This window comes from Bacillus pumilus (assembly GCF_009937765.1).
Classification (GTDB): domain Bacteria; phylum Bacillota; class Bacilli; order Bacillales; family Bacillaceae; genus Bacillus; species Bacillus pumilus_O.
In genome coordinates this window covers 1,556,394-1,582,322 of the sequence record NZ_CP047089.1, presented here as the reverse complement: position 1 = coordinate 1,582,322, position 25,929 = coordinate 1,556,394, and the positions used below count along the sequence as shown (strand labels likewise).

General features: G+C 42.4%; 28 protein-coding genes, 1 riboswitch and 1 other annotated feature. Of the genes, 3 read left to right on the top strand and 25 right to left on the bottom strand.

The features are described 5' to 3' along the window. Window position 1 precedes the first annotated feature (1 nt). Window positions 2-1,759, bottom strand: a complete 1,758-nt coding sequence (gene thiC, locus GPS65_RS07655) for a phosphomethylpyrimidine synthase ThiC (protein WP_012010748.1) — start codon at window positions 1,757-1,759, stop codon at window positions 2-4. Window positions 1,760-1,887: 128 nt separating this feature from the next. Further along, a riboswitch (TPP riboswitch) is annotated at window positions 1,888-1,996 on the bottom strand. Window positions 1,997-2,233: 237 nt separating this feature from the next. On the opposite strand from thiC, the gene GPS65_RS07650 reads away from it, so the two are divergent. Further along, window positions 2,234-2,866 (top strand): LysE family transporter, encoded by a 633-nt coding sequence (locus GPS65_RS07650; RefSeq protein ID WP_012010749.1) that lies wholly within the window; start codon window positions 2,234-2,236, stop codon window positions 2,864-2,866. Window positions 2,867-2,914: 48 nt separating this feature from the next. Here GPS65_RS07650 and GPS65_RS07645 read toward each other — a convergent pair whose 3' ends face one another. From GPS65_RS07645 to nadB, 5 genes are all read right to left on the bottom strand, one after another. Beyond that, window positions 2,915-3,532, bottom strand: a complete 618-nt coding sequence (locus GPS65_RS07645) for a YhcN/YlaJ family sporulation lipoprotein (protein ID WP_041815785.1) — start codon at window positions 3,530-3,532, stop codon at window positions 2,915-2,917. A 133-nt stretch (window positions 3,533-3,665) separates the two neighbouring features. Further along, window positions 3,666-4,910, bottom strand: coding sequence for a SafA/ExsA family spore coat assembly protein (safA, locus tag GPS65_RS19620; RefSeq protein ID WP_012010751.1), 1,245 nt, complete (start codon window positions 4,908-4,910; stop codon window positions 3,666-3,668). Window positions 4,911-5,041: 131 nt separating this feature from the next. Continuing rightward, window positions 5,042-6,151, bottom strand: a complete 1,110-nt coding sequence (nadA, locus tag GPS65_RS07635) for a quinolinate synthase NadA (RefSeq protein WP_012010752.1) — start codon at window positions 6,149-6,151, stop codon at window positions 5,042-5,044. Then, window positions 6,138-7,001: a carboxylating nicotinate-nucleotide diphosphorylase gene (gene nadC / locus GPS65_RS07630; protein ID WP_144481862.1), complete on the bottom strand. Its 864-nt coding sequence runs from the start codon at window positions 6,999-7,001 to the stop codon at window positions 6,138-6,140. The genes nadA and nadC overlap by 14 nt, the downstream gene beginning before the upstream one ends. After that, entirely contained in the window at window positions 6,983-8,557 is a 1,575-nt protein-coding gene (gene nadB / locus GPS65_RS07625; protein WP_012010754.1) for an L-aspartate oxidase, read from the bottom strand. The genes nadC and nadB overlap by 19 nt, the downstream gene beginning before the upstream one ends. A gap of 94 nt (window positions 8,558-8,651) precedes the next feature. Between nadB and GPS65_RS07620 the strand changes: the two genes are divergently transcribed. Together GPS65_RS07620 and GPS65_RS19285 are read left to right on the top strand one after the other, a co-directional pair. Further along, window positions 8,652-9,791: an IscS subfamily cysteine desulfurase gene (locus tag GPS65_RS07620; protein WP_186299625.1), complete on the top strand. Its 1,140-nt coding sequence runs from the start codon at window positions 8,652-8,654 to the stop codon at window positions 9,789-9,791. Window positions 9,792-9,794: 3 nt separating this feature from the next. Continuing rightward, the gene (locus GPS65_RS19285; RefSeq protein ID WP_088002209.1) at window positions 9,795-10,337 is read left to right on the top strand and encodes a transcription repressor NadR; all 543 of its coding nucleotides are present in this window, start codon (window positions 9,795-9,797) and stop codon (window positions 10,335-10,337) included. Window positions 10,338-10,563: 226 nt separating this feature from the next. Here the strand turns inward: GPS65_RS19285 and pheA are convergent, their stop codons facing one another. The 19 genes from pheA to GPS65_RS07525 form a co-directional block, all read right to left on the bottom strand. Then, the gene (gene pheA / locus GPS65_RS07615) at window positions 10,564-11,442 is read right to left on the bottom strand and encodes a prephenate dehydratase (protein WP_012010756.1); all 879 of its coding nucleotides are present in this window, start codon (window positions 11,440-11,442) and stop codon (window positions 10,564-10,566) included. Window positions 11,443-11,460: 18 nt separating this feature from the next. After that, window positions 11,461-11,904 carry an ACT domain-containing protein gene (locus GPS65_RS07610; protein WP_003216269.1) on the bottom strand — a complete coding sequence of 148 codons (444 nt, stop codon included), beginning with the start codon at window positions 11,902-11,904 and terminating at the stop codon, window positions 11,461-11,463. 55 nt (window positions 11,905-11,959) lie between these two features. Further along, window positions 11,960-13,246 (bottom strand): GTPase ObgE, encoded by a 1,287-nt coding sequence (gene obgE / locus GPS65_RS07605; RefSeq protein ID WP_119125185.1) that lies wholly within the window; start codon window positions 13,244-13,246, stop codon window positions 11,960-11,962. 30 nt (window positions 13,247-13,276) lie between these two features. Continuing rightward, window positions 13,277-13,861: a sporulation initiation phosphotransferase B gene (locus tag GPS65_RS07600; RefSeq protein WP_012010758.1), complete on the bottom strand. Its 585-nt coding sequence runs from the start codon at window positions 13,859-13,861 to the stop codon at window positions 13,277-13,279. Between the two features lie 255 nt (window positions 13,862-14,116). After that, window positions 14,117-14,401: a 50S ribosomal protein L27 gene (gene rpmA, locus GPS65_RS07595; protein ID WP_003216586.1), complete on the bottom strand. Its 285-nt coding sequence runs from the start codon at window positions 14,399-14,401 to the stop codon at window positions 14,117-14,119. Between the two features lie 12 nt (window positions 14,402-14,413). Further along, on the bottom strand, window positions 14,414-14,752 hold the full coding sequence (locus GPS65_RS07590; RefSeq protein ID WP_041815790.1) for a ribosomal-processing cysteine protease Prp: 339 nt from the start codon (window positions 14,750-14,752) through the stop codon (window positions 14,414-14,416). Between the two features lie 14 nt (window positions 14,753-14,766). Then, window positions 14,767-15,075, bottom strand: coding sequence for a 50S ribosomal protein L21 (gene rplU, locus GPS65_RS07585; protein WP_012010760.1), 309 nt, complete (start codon window positions 15,073-15,075; stop codon window positions 14,767-14,769). 12 nt (window positions 15,076-15,087) lie between these two features. After that, window positions 15,088-15,160, bottom strand: a sequence feature (ribosomal protein L21 leader region). 66 nt (window positions 15,161-15,226) lie between these two features. Beyond that, window positions 15,227-16,096: a M50 family metallopeptidase gene (locus GPS65_RS07580; RefSeq protein ID WP_012010761.1), complete on the bottom strand. Its 870-nt coding sequence runs from the start codon at window positions 16,094-16,096 to the stop codon at window positions 15,227-15,229. After that, the gene (locus GPS65_RS07575; protein ID WP_012010762.1) at window positions 16,089-16,880 is read right to left on the bottom strand and encodes a M23 family metallopeptidase; all 792 of its coding nucleotides are present in this window, start codon (window positions 16,878-16,880) and stop codon (window positions 16,089-16,091) included. The genes GPS65_RS07580 and GPS65_RS07575 overlap by 8 nt, the downstream gene beginning before the upstream one ends. Before the next feature lie 112 nt (window positions 16,881-16,992). Then, window positions 16,993-17,796 (bottom strand): septum site-determining protein MinD, encoded by an 804-nt coding sequence (minD, locus tag GPS65_RS07570; protein ID WP_003216504.1) that lies wholly within the window; start codon window positions 17,794-17,796, stop codon window positions 16,993-16,995. A gap of 2 nt (window positions 17,797-17,798) precedes the next feature. Continuing rightward, a complete protein-coding gene (gene minC / locus GPS65_RS07565) occupies window positions 17,799-18,482 on the bottom strand; it encodes a septum site-determining protein MinC (protein WP_088002215.1) in 684 nt (227 codons plus the stop codon). Window positions 18,483-18,536: 54 nt separating this feature from the next. Further along, on the bottom strand, window positions 18,537-19,055 hold the full coding sequence (gene mreD, locus GPS65_RS07560) for a rod shape-determining protein MreD (RefSeq protein WP_012010764.1): 519 nt from the start codon (window positions 19,053-19,055) through the stop codon (window positions 18,537-18,539). Beyond that, window positions 19,052-19,951: a rod shape-determining protein MreC gene (mreC, locus tag GPS65_RS07555; protein WP_012010765.1), complete on the bottom strand. Its 900-nt coding sequence runs from the start codon at window positions 19,949-19,951 to the stop codon at window positions 19,052-19,054. Before mreC ends, mreD begins: the two co-directional genes overlap by 4 nt. Window positions 19,952-19,978: 27 nt before the next feature. After that, the gene (locus tag GPS65_RS07550) at window positions 19,979-20,998 is read right to left on the bottom strand and encodes a rod shape-determining protein (protein ID WP_012010766.1); all 1,020 of its coding nucleotides are present in this window, start codon (window positions 20,996-20,998) and stop codon (window positions 19,979-19,981) included. Between the two features lie 90 nt (window positions 20,999-21,088). After that, the gene (gene radC, locus GPS65_RS07545) at window positions 21,089-21,763 is read right to left on the bottom strand and encodes a RadC family protein (RefSeq protein WP_088002219.1); all 675 of its coding nucleotides are present in this window, start codon (window positions 21,761-21,763) and stop codon (window positions 21,089-21,091) included. Window positions 21,764-21,811: 48 nt separating this feature from the next. Beyond that, window positions 21,812-22,381, bottom strand: coding sequence for a Maf family protein (locus GPS65_RS07540; protein WP_012010768.1), 570 nt, complete (start codon window positions 22,379-22,381; stop codon window positions 21,812-21,814). Between the two features lie 177 nt (window positions 22,382-22,558). Next, window positions 22,559-23,578 (bottom strand): SPOR domain-containing protein, encoded by a 1,020-nt coding sequence (locus GPS65_RS07535; protein ID WP_088002221.1) that lies wholly within the window; start codon window positions 23,576-23,578, stop codon window positions 22,559-22,561. A 168-nt stretch (window positions 23,579-23,746) separates the two neighbouring features. Further along, window positions 23,747-24,469 (bottom strand): prepilin peptidase, encoded by a 723-nt coding sequence (locus tag GPS65_RS07530; RefSeq protein WP_119125186.1) that lies wholly within the window; start codon window positions 24,467-24,469, stop codon window positions 23,747-23,749. A gap of 147 nt (window positions 24,470-24,616) precedes the next feature. Beyond that, complete coding sequence (locus GPS65_RS07525) at window positions 24,617-25,915, bottom strand: glutamate ligase domain-containing protein (RefSeq protein WP_202914166.1); 1,299 nt, start codon at window positions 25,913-25,915, stop codon at window positions 24,617-24,619. Window positions 25,916-25,929 lie beyond the last annotated feature (14 nt).

Genomic DNA, 25,929 nt, shown 5'->3' with positions numbered 1-25,929 from the left:
TTTAGGATGAATATATTTGGCTTCCTCCGCTGATAAACTCCTTCGCCTTCTTCTCCATCTCTTTTTTCACTTCTTCTGATTGATTGCGAATATCATGGGAAATTTTCATGCTGCAAAACTTCGGTCCGCACATCGAGCAAAAATGGGCAGTCTTAGCGCCTTCAGCAGGCAATGTTTCATCATGGAACGCCATCGCTCTTTCTGGATCAAGTGACAGGTTGAATTGGTCACGCCATCTAAATTCAAACCTTGCTTTCGATAAAGCATCATCACGCTTTTGAGCAGCAGGATGTCCTTTCGCTAGATCAGCAGCATGAGCGGCAATTTTATAAGCGATCACACCTTCTCTTACATCTTCTTTGTTCGGCAGCCCTAAATGCTCCTTTGGCGTTACATAACATAGCATCGCTGTTCCATACCAGCCGATCATAGCTGCGCCGATGGCAGATGTAATATGATCATATCCCGGAGCAATATCTGTTGTAAGAGGCCCTAATGTATAAAATGGTGCCTCTTTGCAAATCTCCATTTGCTTGTCCACATTTTCTTTGATTTTATCCATTGGAACATGTCCAGGTCCTTCAATCATCACCTGTACATCATGTTTCCAAGCGATCTCTGTCAATTCACCTAACGTTTCTAGCTCTGCAAACTGCGCTTCATCATTGGCATCAGCTATTGATCCTGGTCTAAGCCCATCTCCAAGTGAAAAAGCAATATCATACGTTTTCATAATCTCACAAATGTCTTCAAAGTGGGTATAAAGGAAATTCTCTTGATGATGAGCAAGACACCACCTTGCCATAATGGCACCGCCTCTTGAAACAATACCAGTCACCCGGTCGACTGTCAGAGGAATATACCTTAACCGCACGCCCGCATGAATCGTGAAGTAGTCTACTCCTTGCTCTGCTTGTTCAATTAATGTGTCTCTGTACACGTCCCACGTCAAATCTTCTGCCACGCCATTCACTTTCTCAAGCGCCTGATAAATGGGAACGGTGCCTACTGGGACTGGACAATTCCGTATGATCCATTCCCTCGTTGTATGAATATCCTTTCCTGTAGACAGATCCATCATGGTGTCTGTCCCCCATCTGATCGCCCATGTCATTTTTTCAACTTCTTCATCAATGGATGATGTCACAGCTGAATTGCCAATGTTCGCATTGATTTTGACATGAAAATTTCTTCCGATAATCATCGGTTCACTTTCAGGATGGTTAATATTCGCTGGAATGACAGCTCTTCCGCTGGCAACTTCCTCTCTCACGAACTCAGGGCTTAGCCCTTCTCTTAAGGCGATGAACTCCATTTCAGGCGTGACAATACCTTTTTTTGCATAGTGCATTTGCGTCACACAGGCACCTTGTTTTGCACGAAGCGGCTTATGATGAAAATCAGTATGAATATGCTGATGAGACCCGTTTCTAGAGCGATAGCCGTTATCTTCAGGTTTTACATGGCGCCCTTCATAGCTTTCTGTATCTCCCCTTTCTTCGACCCATGCTGCTCTCAGACGGTTAAGCCCTTTTGTCACATCGATATGGGCATGCTCATCCGTGTAAGGACCACTCGTATCGTACACACGAATTGGTTCATTTTGAATCATTCCTGCCTGCGTCACCGTTTGCGTGAGGGCAATTTCTCTTTTTGGCACTAAAATGTCAGGTCTTGACCCTTTCTCATACACCTTTCGGCTGCCGTCAAAGCTTGATAATAACGATTGAGTTGTTGGGATATTTTTCTTTTCTTTCATTTGCTGTTCTCTCCTTCTCTTCTTGTCACCGGACAGGATGGAATCAGCACCAGCAAAAAACCAGGCTCTATGAAAAGAACCTGGTTTCGTCGTTAGAAATAAACATGAATGTCATCCGTAAATGACCCATGTATCATCTTCAACTTCCCCACGCTGGTACGAGCCAGATCAGGTCCAAAGGGTTAAGAAGTATACACTTCTCTCTCAGCCCAGCCTCGGGCACCCCTAGTCACATTTATTATTTTCCACAACAGTGTAGCATAGCGATGCCATGAAAAAAAGAAGTTTCAGGTTAATAGTTCCTTTTCACTACAAAAGAAATAAAGCCAGCTTAATATACACATTGATATACACCCTCCATCCCAACCATTTAGATAAAAACTGAAATAATCATTGATCCTTTCCTCCTATTATGTATAATTAATCTAAACGGAGAATTTTTATACAAACTTTTTCAAAGGAAGTTCTAGTCGATTGCAAACATTTCTCACATTTATCGTCGTAGGATTCTCAATTGCTCTGCCAGTCGGAGCGATCACGGTTGAAATGACAAAACAGGGATTAAAAAACGGCTTCTTTCATGGTTTAACCGTAGGAGCAGGCGGCATGACCATCGATCTCTTACTTATCTTGGCTTTATATGCTGGATTTGCTCAGTTTTTATCACTGCCATTTGTCCAAATCCCGCTTTGGCTAATCGGAGCTATATTCTTAATGATTCTCGCATACGATTCCATTAAACATGCGGATCAAGACATCCATTTAGCTGGCGAAAAAGTCAATAAATCATTCGCAAAAACGTACAGAAACGGCTTGCTTGTCGCGGTATCTCCTGGAAACCTTGTGTTTTGGGTTTCTGTATTCGGTGCTGTACTGGCAGATGCCTATACAAAAACAGATTCATCTGAATTTATGCTAGCATCAGGTGGTATATTGGCAGGAATTCTCCTTCATGACATCGGTCTCCTCACTCTTGTATCCTTAACAAGAAAAGTGATGAACCGAACGATGATCAAATGGACATCCATTATTGCTGGTATTTTATTACTAGGGTTTGGCTGTTATTTCTTTTACGAATTTTATATGGGCATCAAGGTTTATTTTTAAGAAAAGGCTAAAGTTCTTGAGGAACTTTAGCCTTTTTTATTCTCGAACCTATCGAGTCATGCCTGTTTGACCTGTTTCAAATTGTGTTCTTCTCATATCTCTAAAGCGTGTGAAAGCACCCTCGTCTTTAATGACTTGGACAGCTCTTCCATCCGCATAACGAGTCGCTGCTTCTTCCACTTGTGATATTCCCTCTGATGTCAGACGCCCATCTGATTTAATGGCAATATACACATTTTCATCTGTTACCATTACTTGCGAGTCTGCAACATGATTCATTTTATTGACGCGATTGGCAATTTTTCTTGAACGTTGCACGTTTTCTTGTTTATCGTAGCCAGAGAACGACATTTGGTTATGGTAGTTCATATCTCCATGGCTATATCGTCCATCTCCACCTGCGAGAGGCGTTCGATCGTCAGCTTGAGGACGGGTGCGATAATCAACATTCGTTGTATTCCCACCGTTCATTCCCTCCATGAGTTCGGAAACTGGTCCTTGGTGATCTTGGTTATTGTCATCCGCACGATTATTCGAATGATATCCAACTGGCTGACCTGATTGATTGTGACGTGTATCGACACCTGCATTGTCATTTGTACCACATGCCGTTAACCCAATAGGAAGAAGCACTAATGCGATCGTTTTTTGCCATTTTTGTCTCAAACGAAAAACCCCCTGTACAAATTCAATCTCATGAGCGCGAAACAGGCTCTGTTTTAGCATGTACAGTTTTGGGAAAAATCAAGCTGTCAGTTATAAACAAAAAAAGGAACGATTGAGATCGCTCCTTCTTTTATTACTCTTCTTCGTCTTCCTCTGGTCTTGCAAAAACAGATTGACCTGGATATGGCTGCATATAAGGCTGCGCTGGATAAGCTCCCATTTGGCCATAAGGTACAGGATTCGGGTAATGTCCTGGCCACGGTTGATGCTGCTTCATGCCATCATCACATCCGCAGTCTTCCTTGCCATAAGCTTCATTTGAAACATTTGGATAAAAGCCTTGATTCACGTTCGCATTGACATTGGCGTTTGCATTGGCATTCGGATGCATATGGTGGTGCCAGTGATGCCCATCATTTGCATGATGTTCATAATGTTCTCCGTAATAAGCTGGCGCTTGATACGCAGGATAATATGGCTGCGCTGGGTATGGATATGGCATCATGTGATGGTGATAATACGGCTGGACAGGGTAGCAAAGACCTGATCCTGGTAAAATTGGCGACGCTGGTACCATTTGCTGCGGATATGGATACATCGCTGGCATGTAATGACCATAACCATAATAAGGATCATATGCGTCATGATGCTGGTGATGGTGATGATGCTCCTTATTCTCAGCCATTCCCCCTACCGCTGCGCCTCCTACATTCGGCATTTGCGGGAAATTAGGAAGGTTTGGGTAATTGCTGTGCTCCATATCTTTGCCCTCCTCCTTTTGATGCGGAATATGAATAAATGGATCATATCCCTTTGCCACTTCATCTTTTAAATGACCTTTATTTTCATGATGGAAATGGTCCTTGTGGTCCTTGTGATCTTTATGCTCCTTGTTCTCATAGTGAACATGATCTTTATGATCCTTTTTGTCATGAACATGATCTTTCTTTTCATGAACGTGATCTTTTTTCTCATGATGTTCTTTTTTGGGAGGAGGCGTGAATGGCTGGTAGAGATTGGTCTGATAATAGTTCACATCAACTTGCGGAAAAACTGGCTGCTCGATTTTTGGCACTGGCGGTACATAAGGGACAGGTTCATTTGGCTTTTCTTTCGGTTTCGTATCTTGCACTTGCACGACATCTTTTGGCTTTTCTTTCACATACGGATGTTCTTTCGGCTTTGGCATTTCTTTTGCTTTCTGATGATCTGTTTTTACAGGAACACCACTAGATGGAATCTTGATCTTCATACCCGGCATGATCAAATCTGGATTACTGAGCTGTGAATTTAGTTTTTTCAATTCTTGAAAGTCGACTCCGTATTTCTTTGAAATTTTCCAAAGGGAGTCTCCTTTTTGCACAATATGAATTTTCAACGTTTTCCCCTCCTATGCAAAACGTGAACGTAACGGTTATGTCAGAAGTACAATATGTTTCACCATAAATTTATGCCTATTTACAAGCCGATATGATAAAAACTTGTTTTCTGATAGGAGGGGTGGATTCATTATTTAATGATGAGCATTTTATTCAGTGCGAGTAAAGCATCTTTTGTCGTGTCTTCATTGACTTGAATGAAACCGACCGGATCACCTTTTTCAATGCTCTCAAGTGACCATAACAAATGAGGGAGATCGATCCGATTCATCGTCAAACATGGACACATATCCGGATTGAGGGATTCGATTTGTTTATCTGGATGCTGATTGATGATCCGCTTGACCAAATTCATCTCTGTTCCAATCGCCCACTTGCTTCCTGCTGGTGCTTCTTTGATTGTATCAATAATAAATTTCGTGGAACCGGCAAGATCAGAAGCCGTGACGACTTCATGCGTGCACTCTGGATGGACAAGAATTTGAATGTCACGGTCTCTTTTTCTCGTTTCTTCAATATTCCGCACCGTAAATTTCTCATGGACAGAGCAGTGGCCTTTCCATAAAATCATCTTAATGCGGGAAAGTGGCTGGTCGGTGATAAGCCTTTCTTCTATTTGATCCCACACAGCCATTTCTTCAAGTGAAATGCCTAAATCAAAGGCTGTATTACGCCCCAAATGCTGATCAGGGAGAAACAGAATCCGTTCTTTTTGTGTGAGCGCCCACTCCAGCATTTTTTTTGCGTTTGATGATGTCACAGTGGCCCCACCATGCTTTCCGACAAATGCTTTAATATCAGCTGTTGAGTTGACATACGTAAGTGGAAGAATTGTCTCCCCAAACAGATCAGTGAGCTGCTCCCATGCTCGATCCGTTTGTTTCATGTTCGCCATATCTGCCATTGAACAGCCTGCTCTCATATCTGGCAAAAGAACTTTTTGATTCTTTTTTGACAGCATATCTGCCGTTTCAGCCATGAAGTGAACACCGCAGAACACAATGTACTCCGCTTCCTTGTTGTCTGCAGCTATTTGTGCGAGCTGCAATGAATCTCCTGTTGCATCTGCGAATTGGATGACTTCGTCCTTTTGATAATGATGCCCTGGTATAAAAAGTTTTGATCCAAAGGCACGTTTAATGTCTACCACACGCTGCTCCATCTCATCAACAGAGCGGTGTTTATATTCTTCTGGCATCATGGCTGCATGTTGGTTTGCCAGTACATCAAGCAGTGACATGAGTGGCTCCCCCTTTATGACTAAATTCCATATTCATACTAAAATCAAATGCTGGAGCAGAGTGTGTCAGAAAACCAAGCGAAATAAGGTCAACACCTGTCCCTCTGTAACTTGGCAATGTCTCTAGCGTGATGCCTCCTGAAGCCTCGGTCAGAATTGTCTCCGGCGTCATTTGTTTAAAACGTTTTACATCGTCTGGAGAGCAGTTGTCAAACATGATGACATCGGCCTTTGCATCAATGGCTTCCTTTAGCTGCGTTTCTGATTCAATTTCCACTTCAATTTTCACCATATGACCGGCATATGCCCTTGCTTTCTCTACAGCTTCACGCATGGAGCCACATGCGGCAATATGATTGTCTTTAATCATCACCCCATCTGATAAGCCGAAGCGATGATTTTTTCCCCCTCCTGTCTTCACAGCGTATTTCTCTAACATACGCAAGCCAGGCGTCGTTTTTCTCGTATCACAAATCGTAATCGACGGGTCCGCTAATCGCTGTACTGCTTCATGTGTTAAAGTGGCGATACCTGTCATGCGCTGCAAGACATTTAAAATGACCCGTTCTCCTTTTAATAAGTCGCTGACTGGTCCTTTTATTTTCGCTAAAACTGCCCCTGAATGAACCCATTCACCTTCTTTAAAAAACAACTCAGTCTGAATCTGTTCATTCAGCAGGCGGTATCCTATGTCAATGACTTGAGAACCTGCCAATACACCCGATTGTTTTGCGATGATATAGGCTGTTCCTTTCTTTTCTCCAAAAATGCCATCAGCTGATACATCTCCAAAACCAATATCCTCTGCGAAAAAATGCGTCAGCATTTGTTTTAACTGTAAACGTTCCATTTGGCACCGATCCTTTCATTTTTCATTATATGAATGTGGCCTTTTTCATGGACAATTTGCATGCCACGCCATAATGCATCATTCCGATTTGGATAATCCACTCGATAATGACCTCCTCTGCTTTCTGTTCGAAGTAAGGCAGATCTCACAAGACAAATCGCTAATGTGCATTGATTGCTTAATTCGATTTGTCCATTTGTGATATCTTTCACATTTATTTGCTGATAAGGGACTTGCAGTAATGATTGAAGCAAGGTCTTTAGCCCATCTTCGTCTCTTACAATTGCGGCATATGTCATCATCCATTGGCTCAACTGTTTCTCTGAAATCTCTGGCACGGACCAACTTTCTTGGATTGTGGAAGAGGGGATTGTTTTTTTCCTTTTAGGGAATTGTTCAATTCTCCGTGCCGCTTTGTTTCCTAAAACGAGACCTTCCAAGAGAGAATTACTCGCCAATCGGTTCGCTCCATGTAAGCCTGTACAAGCAGCTTCTCCGATAGCGAAAAGAGATGGAACTGTCGTTTCTCCATATTCATTCACGCAGATTCCCCCCATTAAAAAATGCATACCTGGGGAAACTGGGAGCCTGCCGCTTGCCATATCGACACCAGCCCGCTCACACATTGCAGCAATGGCTGGAAAACGAACTGAGAAATGTGGAATTTCGCTGATATTGAGATACAGATCATGACCAAATTGCTGCTCATGAAAGATAGCTCTAGAGACGATATCTCTAGGCGCTAAATCACCTTGTGGGTGAATGCCTTTCATGATCCTCCTGCCTGTTTCATCTTCTAAATAGGCTCCTTCTCCTCGGACAGCCTCTGACACGAGACCGACTGCTTTTCCAGCGATCGTCAAGAGAGTGGGATGGAATTGAACAAATTCGAGGTCAACTAATTGTGCCCCGGCTCGATAAGCCATTATCAGCCCATCTCCTGTTACAGAAGGGTCATTTGTGTTCGTTTCAAATAGCGAGCCGCAGCCGCCCGTGGATAAAACCACAGCATCTGCGGTCATGGTATGTACGTGTCCTTTCTCGTCTTTCCAGACCACTCCTATGCAGATTCCTTCATGAACGAGTAGATCAATGACATGGTGATATTCACATAAATGAATATGTGAGCCAAGCTGATTTTTTAAATACTGCACGAGGGTTTTGCCAGTTTGGTCTCCTCCTGCATGCAAAATGCGATGAGTCGTATGTGCCCCTTCTTTACCTAATTGCGGCATGCCATTCTCTGTTTGATCAAATGGGCAGCCTTCTTCTACGAGCTGCTTCACCATATGTTTTCCAAGACTGACGATCTCTTGTACCACCCTCTCATCGTTGTGATCACAGCCGGCAGCTAATGTGTCTTGTACATGCTGATCAACAGAATCCTGTGCAGAAAAGGCCGCAGCGATTCCTCCTTGTGCAAGCATGGAATTACTAGAGGAAAATTGTTTTTTTGTCATCATGATGACTTCACAGCTTGCTGAAATGGTCTTTGCAAAGGAAAGTGCTGCAATGCCTGATCCCACCACAATGATTTTTTTAATTGATGACACCATTGCCCCTCCTGTCATTTACACCTGTATTGACACATATCATTACACAACACTACAATAAATACAAGAAAAAATTTTCTCATAGGAGATGGATGGATTGGTTTATTTAGATTACGCAGCTTCTACACCTGTTTCAGAGGAGGCACTGCATGTTTTTCAGCAGCTAAGTAAAGATTGCTACGGGAATGCAAGCAGTCTTCATGATGCAGGTGGAAGAGCAAATGACATACTGACTTACAGCAGACAATCAATCGCTGCCATTCTTGAGGGCGAACCAGGCGGCATCTACTTTACAAGCGGCGGAACGGAATCCAATCTTCTTGCGATTCAATCAATGGCAAATGGTCTGCCAGCAGACAGGCAGCATGTCATCACAACTTCTGTAGAGCATCCTTCTGTTCAGCATGCAGTTAAGAGCCTAGAGCGTCTTGGCACGAAGGTTTCGATCATTGAACCGAATCAAGATGGAATCATCACCGAGGACATTCTCAAAGATGCATTATTGCCTGAAACAGGATTAGTCTCTATTCAGCATGCTAATTCAGAAACAGGGATTATCCAGCCGCTCGCTGAATTAGCCCCCATTTTAAAAGAAAGGCACATTCTTTTTCATACAGATGCCGTGCAAACATTTGGAAAGATTCGTGTGTCCATCAAGGAGCTGGGGGTTGATGCGATATCCATCTCTAGTCATAAAGTGTATGCTCCTAAGGGCGCGGGCGCTGTCTATATGGGTGCTCATGTTCCTTGGAAGTCTTTATATTCAGGAACAGTTCAGGAAAATGGCTTCCGCCCTGGAACAGTGAACGTTCCATGCATCGGTGCTTTTGCTGCTGCGAGCGAACAATTGATGCTTAAGCTAGATGAGCAAAAGCGGCAAAATGAACAGCTTCGTGATTATTTTCTTCAGCAATTGAAAATGAGAAAGCTTCCTGTTCGTACTCTTCACAATGGCAATCGCCGTATGCTGCCTCATATTATTGGTTGTTTTTTTGAAGGGTTTGAAGGACAATATGTAATGTTAGCATGTAACCGGCACGGGATTTGTATATCGACTGGAAGCGCATGTGCTTCTGGTTATCATCATCCTTCCCCTGCTGTGAAGGCATTGCACGTATCAGATCGTGATGCTCTTCAATTCATTCGACTATCATTTGGATCGAAGTCATCAAAAGAAGACATCGATCAGCTTTTGCATACATTTGAACAATTGCAAAAGGAGCAGAAAGGAGCATAAGACGTGGAACAAGAGAGGAAACTCATTGGCGAAGAGAGAAGAAACGCCATTTTAGAGTGGCTGAAGGAAACAGATACACCGCTCACCGGAAGCTTTTTGGCTAAAAAGGCGGCTGTCTCTCGACAAGTCATTGTACAAGATATCTCACTATTGAAAGCAAAAAACGAACCCATTATTGCCACAAGTCAAGGCTATGTGTATATGGCATCTCAGCATGCGCCAGAAAGAGAGATTGAACAAATCATCGCCTGCAAGCATGATCCTGTTCGAACAGAAGAGGAACTGACTTTAATTGTAGATTTTGGGGTGACGGTAAAAGATGTCATGATAGAGCACCCTGTTTACGGTGAACTAACGGCCTCAATTCGTGTTAGCACCCGCAAGCAAGTAGCTGATTTCGTTCATCACATTTCTAACACGGGCGCCTCCTACTTGTCAGAACTAACAGATGGCGTGCATTTACATACACTTACTTCTTACAGTCAAAAGCAGCTTGACCAAGCCATCCAAGCGCTCGATGATGCTGGCTTTTTAATTAAAGACTAAAAAAAATAGTGTCCATTATCGGACACTATCAGATTGTTGACAAAGGGCTAAATTGATCTTGATTTTAGCCCTTTGTCTTCTTTTCAGCGTGATAGAAAACCTTTGCAGTCTAGGAAGGACGAGCATCGGAGCGGAGCGAATTGAACATTCGTGAGCACCGAAGCGCAGATCTGACACCGAATGCGAGGGTTTGTCTACACGCTGAAATAGTGTCCTTTATCGGACACTATTTCTCATTCGTTAGTTCATATGTTTGGTAGCTGCCGAGCAATTTGACTTCACAGCCAATTGCTTCTAATTCCTGAATGGCGCCAGGGACAAGGACATCATCCATTTCTTTTTCTATATCTATAATAAATAAATAGTGTCCAAGACCCGTTTTTGTTGGGCGAGATTCAATTTTTGACAAGTTGAGATTTCGCCAAGAAAAAGCAGATAACACACGGTGTAATGCACCTGATTGGTCATCCTTTGGCAGACTGACGACAATAGTCGTTTTTGGCTTCGATGAGAACCCAGCATTCATTGGGAATGATGCTTTAGGGTCTTTATGTAAAATAACAAAGCGTGTATGATTGTGTGGATAATCATGGATGTCTTTTTTTGCAATCGTTAAACCATACGTTTGTGCGGCAATTTCATTGGCAATCGCCCCAGCAGCCTCCTCTGGATGCTCACTAATATATTTCGCTGCATAACCAGTTGATTCAACTGGACGGTGCGGAATATCCGGGTACTGCTTTTTCAGAAATTGATGACACTGGGCAATCGCGTGCGGATGTGATTGGATCACATCTAATGTCTCCCAGCTTTCCGCTTTTGAAGGGTGAACAAGCAAATGCTGACGAATCGGTGCTGTCATTTCTCCAACAATAGATAGCGCTTCTTCATGAATTAAATAATCAATCGTTAAGTTCACAGATCCTTCGAGTGCATTTTCAAGTGGAACGACCGCCAAATCGACTTCGCCTTTTGACACAGCATCCATACATTGCGGAATCGTTGCATAGGCACGCTGCACTGCATCTGCTGGAAAGCAAGAGCATACGGCCAAATGAGTAAATGTTGCCTCTGGTCCAAAATAACCTACAGTTAATTGCTTCATCTGCTATGATCTCTCCTTTTACGCCCCAGAACCTAGAATTTCAACTTTTTCGACAAATTCAAGTTTTCTTAATTGATTCATGACTGTATTGATATCATCTGCCATTCCAGCCGTGCTAATGGATAGGGTGACATTCGCTCTTCCCTGCAGCGGAATCGTTTGGTGAATGGATAACACATTACAGCCAGAGTCAGCCACAATTTGAAGTAGTCTTGACAGAGCCCCAGACCGATCCTCAAGGTGGAAAAACAATGTGATGATCTGCTCTTTCACCATCGTATAAAATGGAAAAACAGCATCTCTGTATTTATAAAAAGCACTGCGGCTTAAATCCGCTTGTTGAACAGCATCGGCAACTGAATCCGCTTTTTTGCGATCGAGAAGCTTTTTGACTTCAAGCGTTTTTCGCATCGCATCTGGAAGGACATCCTCTCTTACTAAATAGAACGTTTCTTCTTTCACCTGTTTTCTCCCCTTTTAAAAACGGGAGAGCCCATGGACTGGACCCTCCTGTTGATCAATCAATAAATTCAAATTCAAATTCAAGCAGACGAATGATGTCGCCATCTTGTGCACCACGCTCACGCAAGGCATCATCGACACCCATTCCGCGCAATTGTCTAGAGAATCGTTTCACGGACTCATCTCTTGAGAAATCTGTCATCTTAAACAGTCGCTCAAGTGCTTTACCCGTAATGACAAATGTACCGTCAGGATCTCTTGTGATCTCAAATGGTGCATCTCCCTCATCAAACCTGTACATCACGCGGTTATCAGACAGTTCCTCTTCATTATAAAGCGGGAATTCGGGAGTTGTTTCAAGCTGATTGGCGATTTCAAATAAAAGCTCACGAAGCCCTTCTCTTGTGATCGCACTAATAGGGAACACTTTATAATCATCCGTTAATTTTTCTTTAAATGCCGCTAGATTGTCAGCTGCATCTGGCATGTCCATTTTGTTCGCTACAATGATTTGTGGACGCTCAGTCAATCTCATATTGTATTGCTCAAGCTCTTCGTTAATGGTCACATAATCTTCGTACGGGTCACGTCCTTCAAGTGCTGACATATCAATGACATGAACAATGACACGTGTCCGCTCAATGTGACGTAAAAATTGATGACCTAAGCCAACGCCTTCATGCGCGCCTTCGATCAGTCCTGGCAGATCCGCCATGACGAAGCTTCGGTTATCATCTGTTTCGACAACCCCTAGGTTCGGCACAAGCGTTGTAAAATGATAATCCGCAATTTTCGGTTTCGCAGCAGAGACAATGGATAGCAGCGTCGACTTCCCGACACTTGGGAAACCTACAAGTCCAACATCTGCAAGTACTTTTAATTCTAAGATGACGTCACGTTCTTTACCTGGCTCGCCATTTTCAGAAAGCTGTGGTGCAGGGTTTGCCGGTGTTGCGAAACGTGAATTTCCTCGGCCGCCTCGGCCGCCTTTTGCAATGACTGCCCGCTGCCCATGCTCGGTTAAGTCTGCAAGTACTTGTTCTGTCTCTGCATCCGTCACAACCGTACCGGGCGGAACTTTGACAATCATTTCTTCCGCATTTCGGCCATGCTGGTTTTTACTCATTCCGTGCTCGCCGCGATCCGCCTTAAAATGGCGTTTGTAACGAAAGTCCATCAATGTTCTGAGTCCTTCGTCTACTTCAAATACCACATCTGCACCATTTCCACCGTCGCCGCCAGCCGGTCCGCCTTTTGGCACATATTTTTCACGACGAAACGCCACCATACCGTTTCCGCCGTCACCGCCTTTAACATACACTTTAACCTGATCTACAAACATAACTTCCTCCGTTTCTCTGCATCACATATCTCATTCTTGCCTCAAACAAAGCTCAATCATGGACTCATGACTTGTCACATGAAATTGAACTACACTCATACATGGATAGTTTGCGTCATGAAACGCATTTAACGCATCCAAACTTGTTAATTTTCCTTTGAAATCAAAATATAAGACCACATCATTCTCTTCATGATCTGTTTGGAACGTGACCGTTAAATGATTTTCAGTTTTTTGGCAAACTGATTGATCGAATATCGAAAACAACTCCTGTGATACCGTTAGCAGCTGCGATTCATATGCTGATAAGTCTCGGGTTTCACCAAGCACTTCATATTCTAGGGTGATAAAATGCGACTCCCAATTAAATGTTAGAAAGTAATAGGCCAATTGGGGAATTTTTAAATTTGAGAGTTTGGATTCATGCTGTGCTTCAATGACCATTTCTTCTATAATTTCAAACACACGGTCATATTTTTCTAATGTCAAGTTGCCCTTGATCAGCTGCAATTTATTCATCCAGTCATGTCTTGAACGACTGAGCAGATAGATCAATTCATTTGTTAATGCAACGTGAGTTAATTTTTCGTTTTGTTTACTTGATATCTCTTCCATTATCGCACTCCCAATCGTTTGGTCTCTCTTTTAGGAGTCTTATCATCAATATGTCTCCCTGAATTATAACAGAGAAGACAGCATAGAAAAACACTAGTTATGTGAGGAAAGGTTGTTTTTTCTGATCTATAGGAGAAAATGAGGCAAAGTCAGCAAACGTTCTTTGATATTGATGGAGTGCATCTTCTTTTTCATCTTCGATACTACTTGTAAAAAGTGAAAAAAACTCCAGTCAATGACCGGAGTTTTTAGCAATTATTGTGCCGCAGGATATACGCTCACTTTTTTACGGTCACGACCGAAACGTTCGAATTTAACTGTTCCGTCGATTTTAGCGAAAAGAGTGTCGTCGCCTCCGCGCCCAACGTTTTCACCTGGATAGATTTTCGTTCCACGTTGACGATAAAGGATAGAACCACCAGTTACGAATTGACCATCAGCACGTTTAGCGCCTAAACGTTTAGACTCAGAGTCACGTCCGTTCTTTGTAGAACCTACCCCTTTTTTAGATGCGAAAAATTGAAGATCTAATCTAAGCATGAAGTTCACCTCCTATTTTTTTGTAGATATTCTCACATAATCGTGATAATCTCGTTCAATTGTTTCTAAGGAAACGACCATACCTTCTAAAAGCAGCTGGGCTTTTTCAAAGGATACTGGATCTGTATCAACCGGCATTTCAAAAGAGAAATAGCCGCCTTCCTCGCCAATATCAAGCAGAGGGTCCAATCCTGTCAGTGCAATAATTGAATTGACTGAGCCGAAAACAACAGCAGATACTCCTGCACAAACGAGATCCTGACCTTTTTCAGCAAACTCGGCATGTCCAGTCATCTGAAAAGACGTAATGCTTTCATCTGCTTTCGACCGAGTAATGGTTGCTTTGATCATATCACTCACACGCCTTAAGCGTTGATTTTTTCGATAACAACTTTAGTGTAAGGTTGACGATGACCTTGTTTCTTGTGGTTGTTTTTCTTCGGTTTGTACTTGAACACAGTAATTTTCTTACCGCGACCTTGTTTTTCAACTTTAGCCGTTACTGTTGCTCCAGCAACTGAAGGGTTACCCACTTTCACAGTGTCTCCGCCGACAAACAATACGTTTTCAAAAGTTACTGTTTCACCTGCTTCAGCAGCTAGTTTTTCAATATAAACAGTTTGACCTTCTTCAACTTTTACTTGTTTACCACCAGTTTCGATAATTGCGTACATCTCTGCACCTCCTAATAAACTCAGACTCGCCGAATACAGGGGGCCTTAGGCTCTTTACACCTGCTTCGCGCGGTTGTAGCACGGGTGCTACATATCCATAACATTAAAAAATATATCAAATTAGACGCAGAATGTCAACGTATTTTCATCACTAGTACGGCAAAAGAAGCTCTTCCATGGAGGAGGTGGTTCTTCGATCTGAAAAATACGCATGAAGCAGTTCATTTTCATCAAGCTGGCTCATTTTCAAGCCATCTCTTTCAATAATAATCGGATGCTTACAGCCTCTTTGGAATCGCGCCATGACTTCATATATTTTTTCCTCAGCGCTCGCTCTCAGAGGAATCAGCTTTTCTACCTTTTGCTCTTTTTTACCGTAATAGCGTTCTAGTAAAAAGCGAACCCTGACATAATGCCGCTGCCGGTGCTCCATCACGAGTGAATAGGCTAAAAAAGTGAGCAGTACCCAGCCGTTGAATTGAAGCGGCGCAAACAAAAGTAATCCGCCTGTCAATAGACTGAAAAAGACAAGAGAGCCTTTTATGGCAAGGGTATGTGCACGTTGGAAAGGGTAATATGCTGATAAGAGCAAAAAGAATAATTTTCCGCCATCTAGCGGCCAAATCGGCAAAAGATTCACAAGGAAAATCGCCATATTATAAAAAGTGAACATCGTAAAAATGTCGTGTGAAATAAGAGAAGCCTCCATAAAAAACCACGCCATAAGCTGGAGCGGTACATGCTGAAGCGGCCCGCATAAAATGACCGCCAGCTCTTCCTTTAGCGGGCGGTTCCCATGCTCTTCTACTTCTACCGCTCCGCCAAACGGGAGTAGAAAAATCCGCCGAATGCGCCAATGATAATAGCAAGCAACCGCTGCATGTCCAAGCTCATGGACAAAGACGATGATGAGCAGACAAAGTAGCGGCTTGATTTGACCAGAGAGAATCGCAAACGCCATCACAATCCACAGCAGCGGATGAATGTGAATTTTCGTCAGCATGACCAGCCATCTATTCAAAGGTCATCACCTGAATAGGATCGATAAACTGTTCATTTTGCTTAATAGCAAAGTAATATGTGCCCTTTCCTTGATCATCAAGTGAGATCTGACCAATTTTCTCACCCTTATCAACAAAATCGTATAAGGCCACATCAGCTTCCTTTAATTGACCGTACCAGCTATAGCTGTTATCCGCATGCTGCACGACCACTGTCAGCCCTGTGTCACTTTTCTTTTTCACTTCCACTACATAGCCTTCCTTCATACTGTCTATCGCTTCAGCCGATGTTTCGACTTTGACACCTGCTCCATTTTGCGTAAAGGATTCCTGAACTTTTCCAGAAGCAGGTACGGCCAGTTCATGGTTCGCTTGTACATCTTTTTGGTCTTCCTTTTTGTCCGTTAAAAAGGCAAGGGGGTTTCCAACTGTTTTCTCAAACCAGCGATTAGCAGCAGCAAATTGAAAATCCTGCTCAAAGGTCTGCGTAATGATCGGCTTCAGCTGCTGGAACGGCCCTGCCTGACCTTTAAACGATATAGCTGCAATCAACACAAGGGATGCAGATAATAAACATTTCAGTACAAAGGCATTGGGGTTAAATAGTGGATGCTGATATTTCTTCGGTTGATGAGACGACGCTTCAAAGGAAGACGACCCTGAATGCTTTTCTTCCTCTGTTAACATGACCCATGGAGGAATATCCTCTTTTTTCTTGAAGGTCGTCTTCTTAGATGGAGCAACTGAATGCTTCGTTTTGCGGCGCTGCGCGATTTTCTTTCGGTACTCGTCCACTCTTTTCATGAGATCACCCTTTACATACAAACAGTTTGTACATTTTATGTGGCAACCTCATCTGATATGCAACAAAAAGACCGATTCTCACCGAATCGGTCTCGTCTTACCTAAATGCTGATTAAGCTCTCACACCAAAAAATGCTTTCAGCTTAGCAAACATTCCTTTGTTTTCATCTTCAAATGATTGAAGTGGAACAGATTCGCCTAGTACACGGCGAGCGATATTTCGATACGCAATCGATACTTTGTTTTTAGCATCCATGACAATCGGTTCGCCATTATTTGAAGCCTTAATCACGTCATCATCATCAGCAACAATGCCAAGAAGATCAATCGATAAGTGATGGACAACTTCATCCACATCCATTGAATCGCCACTTTTCGCCATGTGTGTACGAATACGGTTGACAATCAAACGAGGTGGTTCGATATCTTCTTGTTCTAACAAGCCAATGATACGGTCGGCATCTCTCACAGCTGAGATCTCAGGCGTCGTCACGACAATTGCCTTATCTGCACCAGATACAGCATTTTTAAAGCCTTGCTCAATTCCAGCAGGGCAATCAATGACGACATAATCAAAGTCTTGTTTCAATGATTGAATTAATTCTTTGATCTGCTCTGGCTCTACAGCTGTTTTATCGCTTGTTTGAGCAGCAGGTAAAAGATACAAAAGATCCTCGAAACGCTTATCTTTTACAAGCGCCTGATGGATTTTACATCTTCCTTCTACTACATCGACTAGATCGTAAATAATGCGGTTCTCAAGCCCCATCACGACATCTAAATTCCGAAGGCCAATATCGGTATCAACTAGACACACTTTTTTCCCTTGAATTGCTAGTGCTGTGCCTAAGTTTGCAGATGTTGTTGTTTTGCCAACGCCGCCTTTTCCTGAGGTAATCACAATAGCCTCGCCCAATTTCACATTCCTCCCTCAAGCCTTGTCAGATTAGGTCTTATATGAGCCAATTGCTGCAGGCGTTCAATGATCATGTTGCCATCTATATCTAAATAAGCACATTCCATTTCATTTCCATCTTCTTTTTGATCCGGTGCACGGTTAAACACTTGTGCGATGCGAAGCTGAGTTGGAATCATACGAGATGCCGCAATGACAGCTTGTTTATTTCCATTACATCCAGCATGTGCCACGCCTTTTAAAGCGCCGAGCACAAAAATATTTCCCCCTGCACGAATCGTTCCACCAGGATTGACATCTCCTATTAATAAGAGATCTCCTTCAACATACAGTACCTGTCCTGAGCGTACAATTTTGGCTACAGAGGTAATTTCGGCCTCTGCTTTTAATCGTTTCGCCTCTTCAGTTGACATGACGTCACTTTCAATAGAGTGAATGACGAGATGTTCATTTTCAGAGACTGCTTCAGTCAAACGCATTTCCTGATCCTCTGTTAAATACCGAAAACCAAGCTTAATATGCACATTAACCTTATGACCTTCCCTTCCATCTGTATATTGCTCAAGTAAAAGAACCTCTCGCAAGCCAGAAAGAAGGTCATCAAACGAACAGTCATCATTTAACTGTAATGTTAATCCGTTTTTAGTACCTTTTATCGTCACATATTGCTGTTTTTGAGTTTTCAAGATGCTCACCTCAACAACATACTCATTTCGCCGTATTTGGACAAACTCCTGCTTTTATTCGTCGATCAGTTCTTGTTTCATGTTGATGAAAAAGAGCCTAAGCGGCACAACAAGTATGAGAGACGCAGCAGTATTTAAAAGAATCGTTGGAATAAAGCGTTCGATGACATACGTATTAAACGGCATAATCCCGGGTTGAATTGTCGCTTGAACGCCGTACACATAAAACTCCATTACGGAAACAGCAATAATCGACAGAAAGACGACCACTAACATATTCGTTTGCAAAACTTTAAAGGCTTTCGCTAGCAAATAGCAGAGCGCTCCAAAGCCAAACATATGAACACCAAGTATGCCTGTATACGAAATATCATATAAAAGTCCAAAGATAAAACCGAAAATCACACCATATTTTTGATTCACAAAAGCCGTCATAAATACGAGTGCGAGTAAGATGAAATGAGGAGCTAAAATTTGATTGTCTGAAACAAATGGGAGCTTCACTAGATCGACAAAAATACTGTCAAATACGAAGATAAACAACATGACGAAAGCAAGAAGGACACGTCTCACGAGCCTTCCTCCTTCGTCAATACAGATGCATCTGCCGTACTTGAGCTGCGATTCACCACAATCACGCGGTCTAAATTGTTGAGTTCAGCCGCTGGTTCTACATAAATGATCTTTGTCAGGCCGTAATGATCTGGCTCGATTTCACTTACCTTACCAATCGTCAAGCCTTGAGGGAATACGCCCCCTGCTCCAGATGTTTCAACAAGATCTCCTTTTTTGACATCTCCATCTGCATCAGATTTCAGAATATTCATTGTCAGCATTTTTTTCTTACTGTCATAGCCGTTAATAATTCCGTTGAGTTCTTCTTTGCCCTTTTTCGCAAAAATTTTCGTTGAAATTCTATTATTTTGGTCAGTGGAGCTTAGCAACCTTACTGTCGAAGTAAAATTGTTGAGCTTATCACTTTCAATTTTCCCAATTAACGCACCACTCTCATTTGTGACCGCCATATCTTTGTCAACGCCTTGTTTTTTCCCTTTATCAATCATGACAAAGCTATCCCAAAGGGACGGGTTTCTCGCGATAACCGTTGATAGAATTGGCGTATAATCACGAATAGAGTTCACATAACCGAGCTGCTTGCGAAGCTTTTTGTTCTCATCTTCTAGTTCTTGAAGTTTCGCCTCATATTGAGTTTGTCCATCAAGTTTTTTTCGAAGACGTTCGTTTTCATCGTATGTGTTCTTTAAATCTTGTACGTTCCCATACATACCGGCAATAAATTGTGATGGTTTATGAAAGACACCTTGAAAAAAGCCTGTCGTATCCCCCACTAATTTTTCCGGCCATGAAGCACCTCTGCCGCTTTTCACTGAAAAACCAATCATGGCCACCAGTACGATGACACAGACAAGGAGCAACATTAATCTTTTATTCATAAAAAACTGCGGCATGTCTTACACCTCTTTATTTACGCCCGATTATCGATTATCTTTTGATTTTCCTTTGAACAAATGAATATGCTCTAGTGCTTTTCCTGTTCCGATCGCCACACAGTCAAGCGGATCTTCCGCAATAATGACTGGCATCTTCGTCTCATCACTAATCACTTTGTCAAGATTACGAAGCAATGCACCACCGCCAGTTAAAACGATTCCGCGGTCCATAATATCTGCTGCCAGCTCAGGCGGTGTTTTTTCAAGTGTCATTTTCACCGCATCAACAATGGTTTCCACTGTATCGCGAAGCGCTTTTGCAATCTCATCTGCTGTAATCGAGATTGTTTTTGGCAGACCTGTTAAAAGGTCACGACCCCGAATGTCCATTTCATCATGTACATCAGGCTGCGCAGAACCGATTTCCATTTTAATCGCTTCTGACGTACGATCACCGATCATCAGGTTATACGTTTTACGGATGTAGCTGCTGATTGCATCATCCATTTCATCTCCTGCCACGCGGATTGATTGTGATGTCACAATACCGCCAAGAGAAATAATGGCTACCTCTGTTGTACCGCCGCCAATGTCTACAACCATACTTCCTGTTGGCTCCCATACAGGAAGGTTCGCACCAATCGCTGCCGCAAATGGCTCTTCAATCGGGTATGCGTCACGTGCACCGGCTTGTCTTGTTGCATCAATGACTGCACGTTCTTCTACAGCTGTAATACCAGATGGTACACATACCATCACGTAAGGTTTACGAGCAAAAAGCCCTTTGCCTTTTAATGCTTGATTAATGTAATATTTCATCATTGTTGCTGTCGTCTCGTAATCTGCAATGACTCCGTCTTTCATCGGGCGTAGTGCCACAACATTACCAGGTGTACGGCCAATCATATTCCTAGCATCATTTCCGACTGCCACTATAGACTTCGTATCAGTTTCCAAGGCTACGACCGAAGGTTCTCTTACAACAATGCCTTTTCCTTTAATAAAAACAAGCGTATTCGCTGTTCCAAGATCTATTCCAAGGTCTTTTGTACCAATTCCAAACATATGTATGTATCTTCCTTTCTTAAACCAAAATTCCCTTTAGGGAAAAACTCATAAACTCTATTATATCGTAAAACATTGAAAAAAAAAGTGTTACAAATACCCTTTTTCCTTCAAACTCACAAATTTTTGATCACCTATGACTAGATGATCAAGCAGCTGTATTCCAATCAGCTTTCCACATTCAAAAAGTCGCTGTGTCACTTCAATATCTTCCCTGCTGGGCGTCGGATCTCCAGATGGATGGTTGTGCACACATATAAATGAAGCGGCCGAACGTTTAAAGGCCTCTTTGAAAATTTCACGCGGGTGAACGATCGATGAATTCAGGCTTCCAATAAACACGGTGTGTTTATGAAGAACTTGATTTTTTGTATTGAGATACAGACAAACGAAATTTTCCTGTGTCAAAAACCTCATATCTTCCATCACAAAGTTCGCTCCGTCTTCTGGTGTGCGGATCACATAGCGGTTATCCGTCGTTTGATGGTGTAATCTAGTGCCGAGTTCTAAAGCAGCTAAAAGAGAAATCGCCTTCGCCTTTCCAACTCCTCGAATCTTCGACATTTCTTCAATTGAGGCTTCTCTTACAGAGCGAAGACCACCGAATGTTTGCAGAAGTCTTGCAGAAATTTGGAGAACGGATTCTTTTTTTGTGCCTGTTCTTAGAAGGATCGCAACAAGTTCATGATTTGACAAACTGCTGGGCCCGTATTTAATAAAACGTTCTCTCGGTTTTTCATCATGAGGGAAATGCTTTAGCAGCATAGGGAAATCGTTCAGGATGACCACTCCTTTTAGAATTCCTTCCTGTCTTCAAAAAGGGGTGATTCCAAAGGTTTCAAGCACTCTGACTGTTTTTGCAATAGGTAGACCGACAACGGAAAAATAATCACCATCTATTTTTTGAACAAACAGTGCGCCTTTCCCTTGAATGCCATAGCTTCCCGCTTTATCAAGGGGTTCGCCCGTTTCGATATAGCGGTCTATTTCATTTTGAGTCAGCGTCCAAAATGTCACTTCTGTCTGTTCATAAAATGTTTCTTTTCTATTCTCTGACTGAACCGTGACACCCGTCAAGACTTGATGTGTCTTTCCTGATAATAATTGAAGCATGAAAGCTGCTTCTTTCTTATCTTTTGGTTTCCCAAGACATTTGCCGTCAATTGCAACAATTGTATCTGCACCAATGACCACAGCTTTGGGATTTAATCTTTGAATATCATTTGCTTTTTGTTCTGCCAACCATTGGACGTTCTCAGCAGGAGAAAGGTTTCGATTTATTTCTTCTTTTAAATGACTTGCTTGAATGTCATAAGAAAACCCTGCTAGATCAAGCAATTCTTTTCTTCTAGGTGACTGCGATGCGAGAATCAATTGGTTCATGTTTGTTCATCCTTTCAGGGTTTAGCCTAAGAAGTAAGATACCCATTCATCCTAGCAAATGTACATCTTACCGACAATTTACGAAAATTCATTTTTCATGTATCTTCATCATTATGTTGGATACAAAAGAAAAAAACTAGTCATTTTTTGACTAGTTTCGTTTCTTAAAAAATGATTTTACGTATTTAATTGATCAAGTAATGCCTGCTGAGATTTCCAGCCATTTTCAGCAGTTGGGTCATTTAACAGTTGAACAGCTTTCAGCAAACTGCTTTTAGCCGGTGCGTCCTCTGTTTTGGCACTTTCAAGCTCAGAAATTAGCTGCGTCACTTCCTTTTGATCCACTTCATCGCCTGCAATCACTTTGGATGATAATACAGATGCCTTTTCTATTAAATTAGTCAGCTCGTCCGGCACTTGAAATGAGAGCTCTTTTCCTCCCCATGCCTCAAAGTGCTGATCAATCAATTTCTTCCCTACAGCGCTTGTCATCCCCTGCTCTGTCGCAAGTCCAGCAATAACATAATACCCATCATCCATGGAAATCTTTTTCCCTGCATATCCTGCATCTTTTAAACTGCCAACTAAGTCATCTGCTCCTTTTTCAGAAGAGAATTTCCCAGCTTGTACAACAAAGGTTGATAAACTGCCAGAGGCACTTTTTTCTTCTTTGTTCTCTTTTGATTCATCTGTAGTACCTGCTTTCGGCGCATCCCCGCCGGCTTTCATCGATGATTGATTTCCAGATCCAGATGCCGAGACACTGATATCTCCACCTGAAGGATTTGGTGTACTATCTTTACTTAAACTAAGCGCAAACACCCCGAGACCTGTCCCAAGAACGACCGCAAACACAATCGTTGTCATCACTCTCTTGAAGGGACCACGATTTTTACCGAACTTTTGATCAAAGGAGCTTTTTTTCTTTTGATAAGGGGTGACGACTTTTGGATCAGAATGATAAATATGATCAGCCGCATCATCCCACTGGAAATCTTCTTCTTTCGGTTTAGACGGATCTTCCTGAGAAGCGGCTGTCTCCTGTTCCGAATGTCTCTTTTCTTCCCAATTCGAAAACGTCACTTGATCTTCTTGCTGTTTCGGTGGCTGATGATCATCTTCATGTACCATTTCTTCCTTGCCATTAATATTGACCTTTAGCCCTTGTTTTTTTGCCTGCCTCTTTTTCACTGTCATTCCCCGCTTTCTGACATGTTTGTAAGAAAGACCTTTCTGTCCAATGAATCAGCGCGAATTTAACCCGTCCTTCTTTCTGTTTCACACTTTAACATAGCAATCAAAAAAAAGAACAAGACTTTTGTCGGCAGGGCAAAAAAGTGTTCGCCAATTTTTTCACTCCTTCGACTAGCCAAATAGAAACAAGACAGGAGTACCACAGAGATACAGTAAAAAAGAAATAGCGATCGAAGGAACAAAAGGAAATGGCTCGCTTAATCGAAAGGAAAAGACCTTTGCATAAACCATTCCAACGATACATGAGAGAAAAAGCATGAGAAGGAACGGTTTGAAACCAAAGCAAAACGCAAGCACACTGAACAGCTTCATATCAGCTCCGCCCATACTATTTGGCTTAAAATAATCTAGACTAGAAAACAAAAGAATGCAAAAAATGAGAGAAGCCGCACCTTCCCACCAGATTAGAAGCGGTTCCAGCGTGCGGTATATGACGAAAAGAGGGAAAAAGAAGAGAAACAGCTCGTTCGGCACCTTCATATAGAGAAGATCACTCACGACAGCAATCACGAATAAACTACAAAGAATCATAAGAAAAAGACCTTCAAACGAAAAACCACCAGCGATCCTATAAATGAACAAAAAAAGACTGCCTGACAGCAGCTCAATCGTTGGATAGAGCCAAGATAGCCGAATGCCGCAATGTTTACAAGACCCCTTCCATACAGCATAAGAAACGAGCGGGATCATTTCGTGCAGGGATAGCGGCTGTTTACAGGCTGTGCAGTGAGAGCGAGGGAAGAGAATAGAACGCTTCACCGGTAGCCTTTCGCCAACGAGATGGAAGAACGATCCCATCGTGATGCCTGCAAGAAACAGAAAAATCTCAATCATATGTGGAACTCCTTCCGGGAATAAGATAGACCGGATTTTACCATGACCCTACCCGCTAAATCATCTAGTGAAAATATGATTTTCCCCCTCTTCTACATATAAAAAGAAAAAGACGCAGGAGGCATCAAAGCCATTTGCGTCTTTTCGTTACCCAATCATACGATTTCGTATATCTGAAATAAAATAAAGAGAGCCTGTCACAAGGATCACCGCTGAAGGATCATCACTCTTTTTCTGAATCCATTCAAGTACTGTATGAGGGTCATCATCATACGATTTTGCCTCTAACTGACTGCATGCATAAAGCTTTTCCGCTGATTCAGCTCTTGGAAAATCAAATGAAACAAAGTGGATAGAGGCACTAACGGCTTCAAGTTTTTGAATCATTTGCTTGTACGGCTTATCTTTTAAAGCACTAAAACAGATATGCACTTGTTTACTAGAAAAATGGGCTTGTACCGTTTCAATTAAGCGGTCGATTCCTTCTTCATTATGAGCACCGTCCAAATAAACTGGTGGATGGTCTTTGACTTTTTCAAACCTTCCAGCCCAAACTGCATGCCGAATACCTTCATATACTTGCTCTTCAGTCACGCTAATATAGCCTTCTTGCTCGAGCCATTCAATGAGCAGAACAGCAAGGGAAGCATTTTGCCGTTGATGCGTTCCGATTAACCCTGTTTCAAGGTGTGGATACTGCCTTTTTGATGTGTTTAATGTAAATTGTTCTCCTGTTTCTGTTGGCTGCTGATGACTGAAGGTACAAGTCTCTTGTAATGAAATGCATTCCGCCTTTTTTTCTTTTGCGATGTTTTGAATGACCGCAAGAGCTTCCGGTTGATGAACAGCAGTGATCATCGGAATACCCACTTTGATAATGCCTGCTTTTTCAGATGCAATTTGTTCAAGTGTGTCACCTAAAATCGCCATATGATCATGACCAATCGACGTAATCGCTGTTAAGATAGGGACGGCAACATTTGTTGAATCAAGTCTTCCGCCAAGCCCTGTCTCTAATAGGACAAAGTCTACTTGATGCACATCGGCAAAATAAGCAAATGCACATGCGGTAATGATTTCAAACTCTGTTACTGCACCAAGCTCTGTTTGGTCTAACTCATCAACAAAAGGCTTGATTTTATTCACCAAACTTAACCATTCTTCATCCTGTATAGGTGCTCCGTTCACGCTGATTCGTTCATTGAACGTTAAGATAAACGGGGAGGTGAAGGTGCCGACTGAATAGCCTGCTGCCTGTAAAACGGAACGAGTAAACGCAATCGTTGAACCTTTTCCATTTGTACCTGCAACATGGACTGCTTTTATGCGTTGTTCCGGATGGCTTAGTTTGTTCATCAGCCACTTCATTCTTTGAAGACCCGGTTTTACACCAAAGGCCAATCTACTGTGAATCCACTCAATGGCTTCATAATAGGTTGTAAACAATGTCATCTCTCATT

Coding starts and splice junctions, on each gene's coding strand:
- thiC (WP_012010748.1), bottom strand. CDS start 1,759: ATGAAAGAAAAGAAAAATATCCCAACAACTCAATCGTTATTATCAAGC.
- nadA (WP_012010752.1), bottom strand. CDS start 6,151: ATGTCACTGCTTGATGTACTGGCAAACCAACATGCAGCCATGATGCCA.
- nadC (WP_144481862.1), bottom strand. CDS start 7,001: ATGGAACGTTTACAGTTAAAACAAATGCTGACGCATTTTTTCGCAGAG.
- nadB (WP_012010754.1), bottom strand. CDS start 8,557: ATGGTGTCATCAATTAAAAAAATCATTGTGGTGGGATCAGGCATTGCA.
- pheA (WP_012010756.1), bottom strand. CDS start 11,442: ATGAAGCAATTAACTGTAGGTTATTTTGGACCAGAGGCAACATTTACT.
- obgE (WP_119125185.1), bottom strand. CDS start 13,246: ATGTTTGTAGATCAGGTTAAAGTGTATGTTAAAGGCGGTGACGGCGGA.
- GPS65_RS07600 (WP_012010758.1), bottom strand. CDS start 13,861: ATGGAAGAGATATCAAGTAAACAAAACGAAAAATTAACTCACGTTGCA.
- rpmA (WP_003216586.1), bottom strand. CDS start 14,401: ATGCTTAGATTAGATCTTCAATTTTTCGCATCTAAAAAAGGGGTAGGT.
- GPS65_RS07590 (WP_041815790.1), bottom strand. CDS start 14,752: ATGATCAAAGCAACCATTACTCGGTCGAAAGCAGATGAAAGCATTACG.
- rplU (WP_012010760.1), bottom strand. CDS start 15,075: ATGTACGCAATTATCGAAACTGGTGGTAAACAAGTAAAAGTTGAAGAA.
- GPS65_RS07575 (WP_012010762.1), bottom strand. CDS start 16,880: ATGAAAAGAGTGGACGAGTACCGAAAGAAAATCGCGCAGCGCCGCAAA.
- mreC (WP_012010765.1), bottom strand. CDS start 19,951: ATGCCGCAGTTTTTTATGAATAAAAGATTAATGTTGCTCCTTGTCTGT.
- GPS65_RS07550 (WP_012010766.1), bottom strand. CDS start 20,998: ATGTTTGGAATTGGTACAAAAGACCTTGGAATAGATCTTGGAACAGCG.
- radC (WP_088002219.1), bottom strand. CDS start 21,763: ATGCTGCTAAAGCATTTCCCTCATGATGAAAAACCGAGAGAACGTTTT.
- GPS65_RS07540 (WP_012010768.1), bottom strand. CDS start 22,381: ATGAACCAATTGATTCTCGCATCGCAGTCACCTAGAAGAAAAGAATTG.
- GPS65_RS07535 (WP_088002221.1), bottom strand. CDS start 23,578: ATGACAGTGAAAAAGAGGCAGGCAAAAAAACAAGGGCTAAAGGTCAAT.
- GPS65_RS07530 (WP_119125186.1), bottom strand. CDS start 24,469: ATGATTGAGATTTTTCTGTTTCTTGCAGGCATCACGATGGGATCGTTC.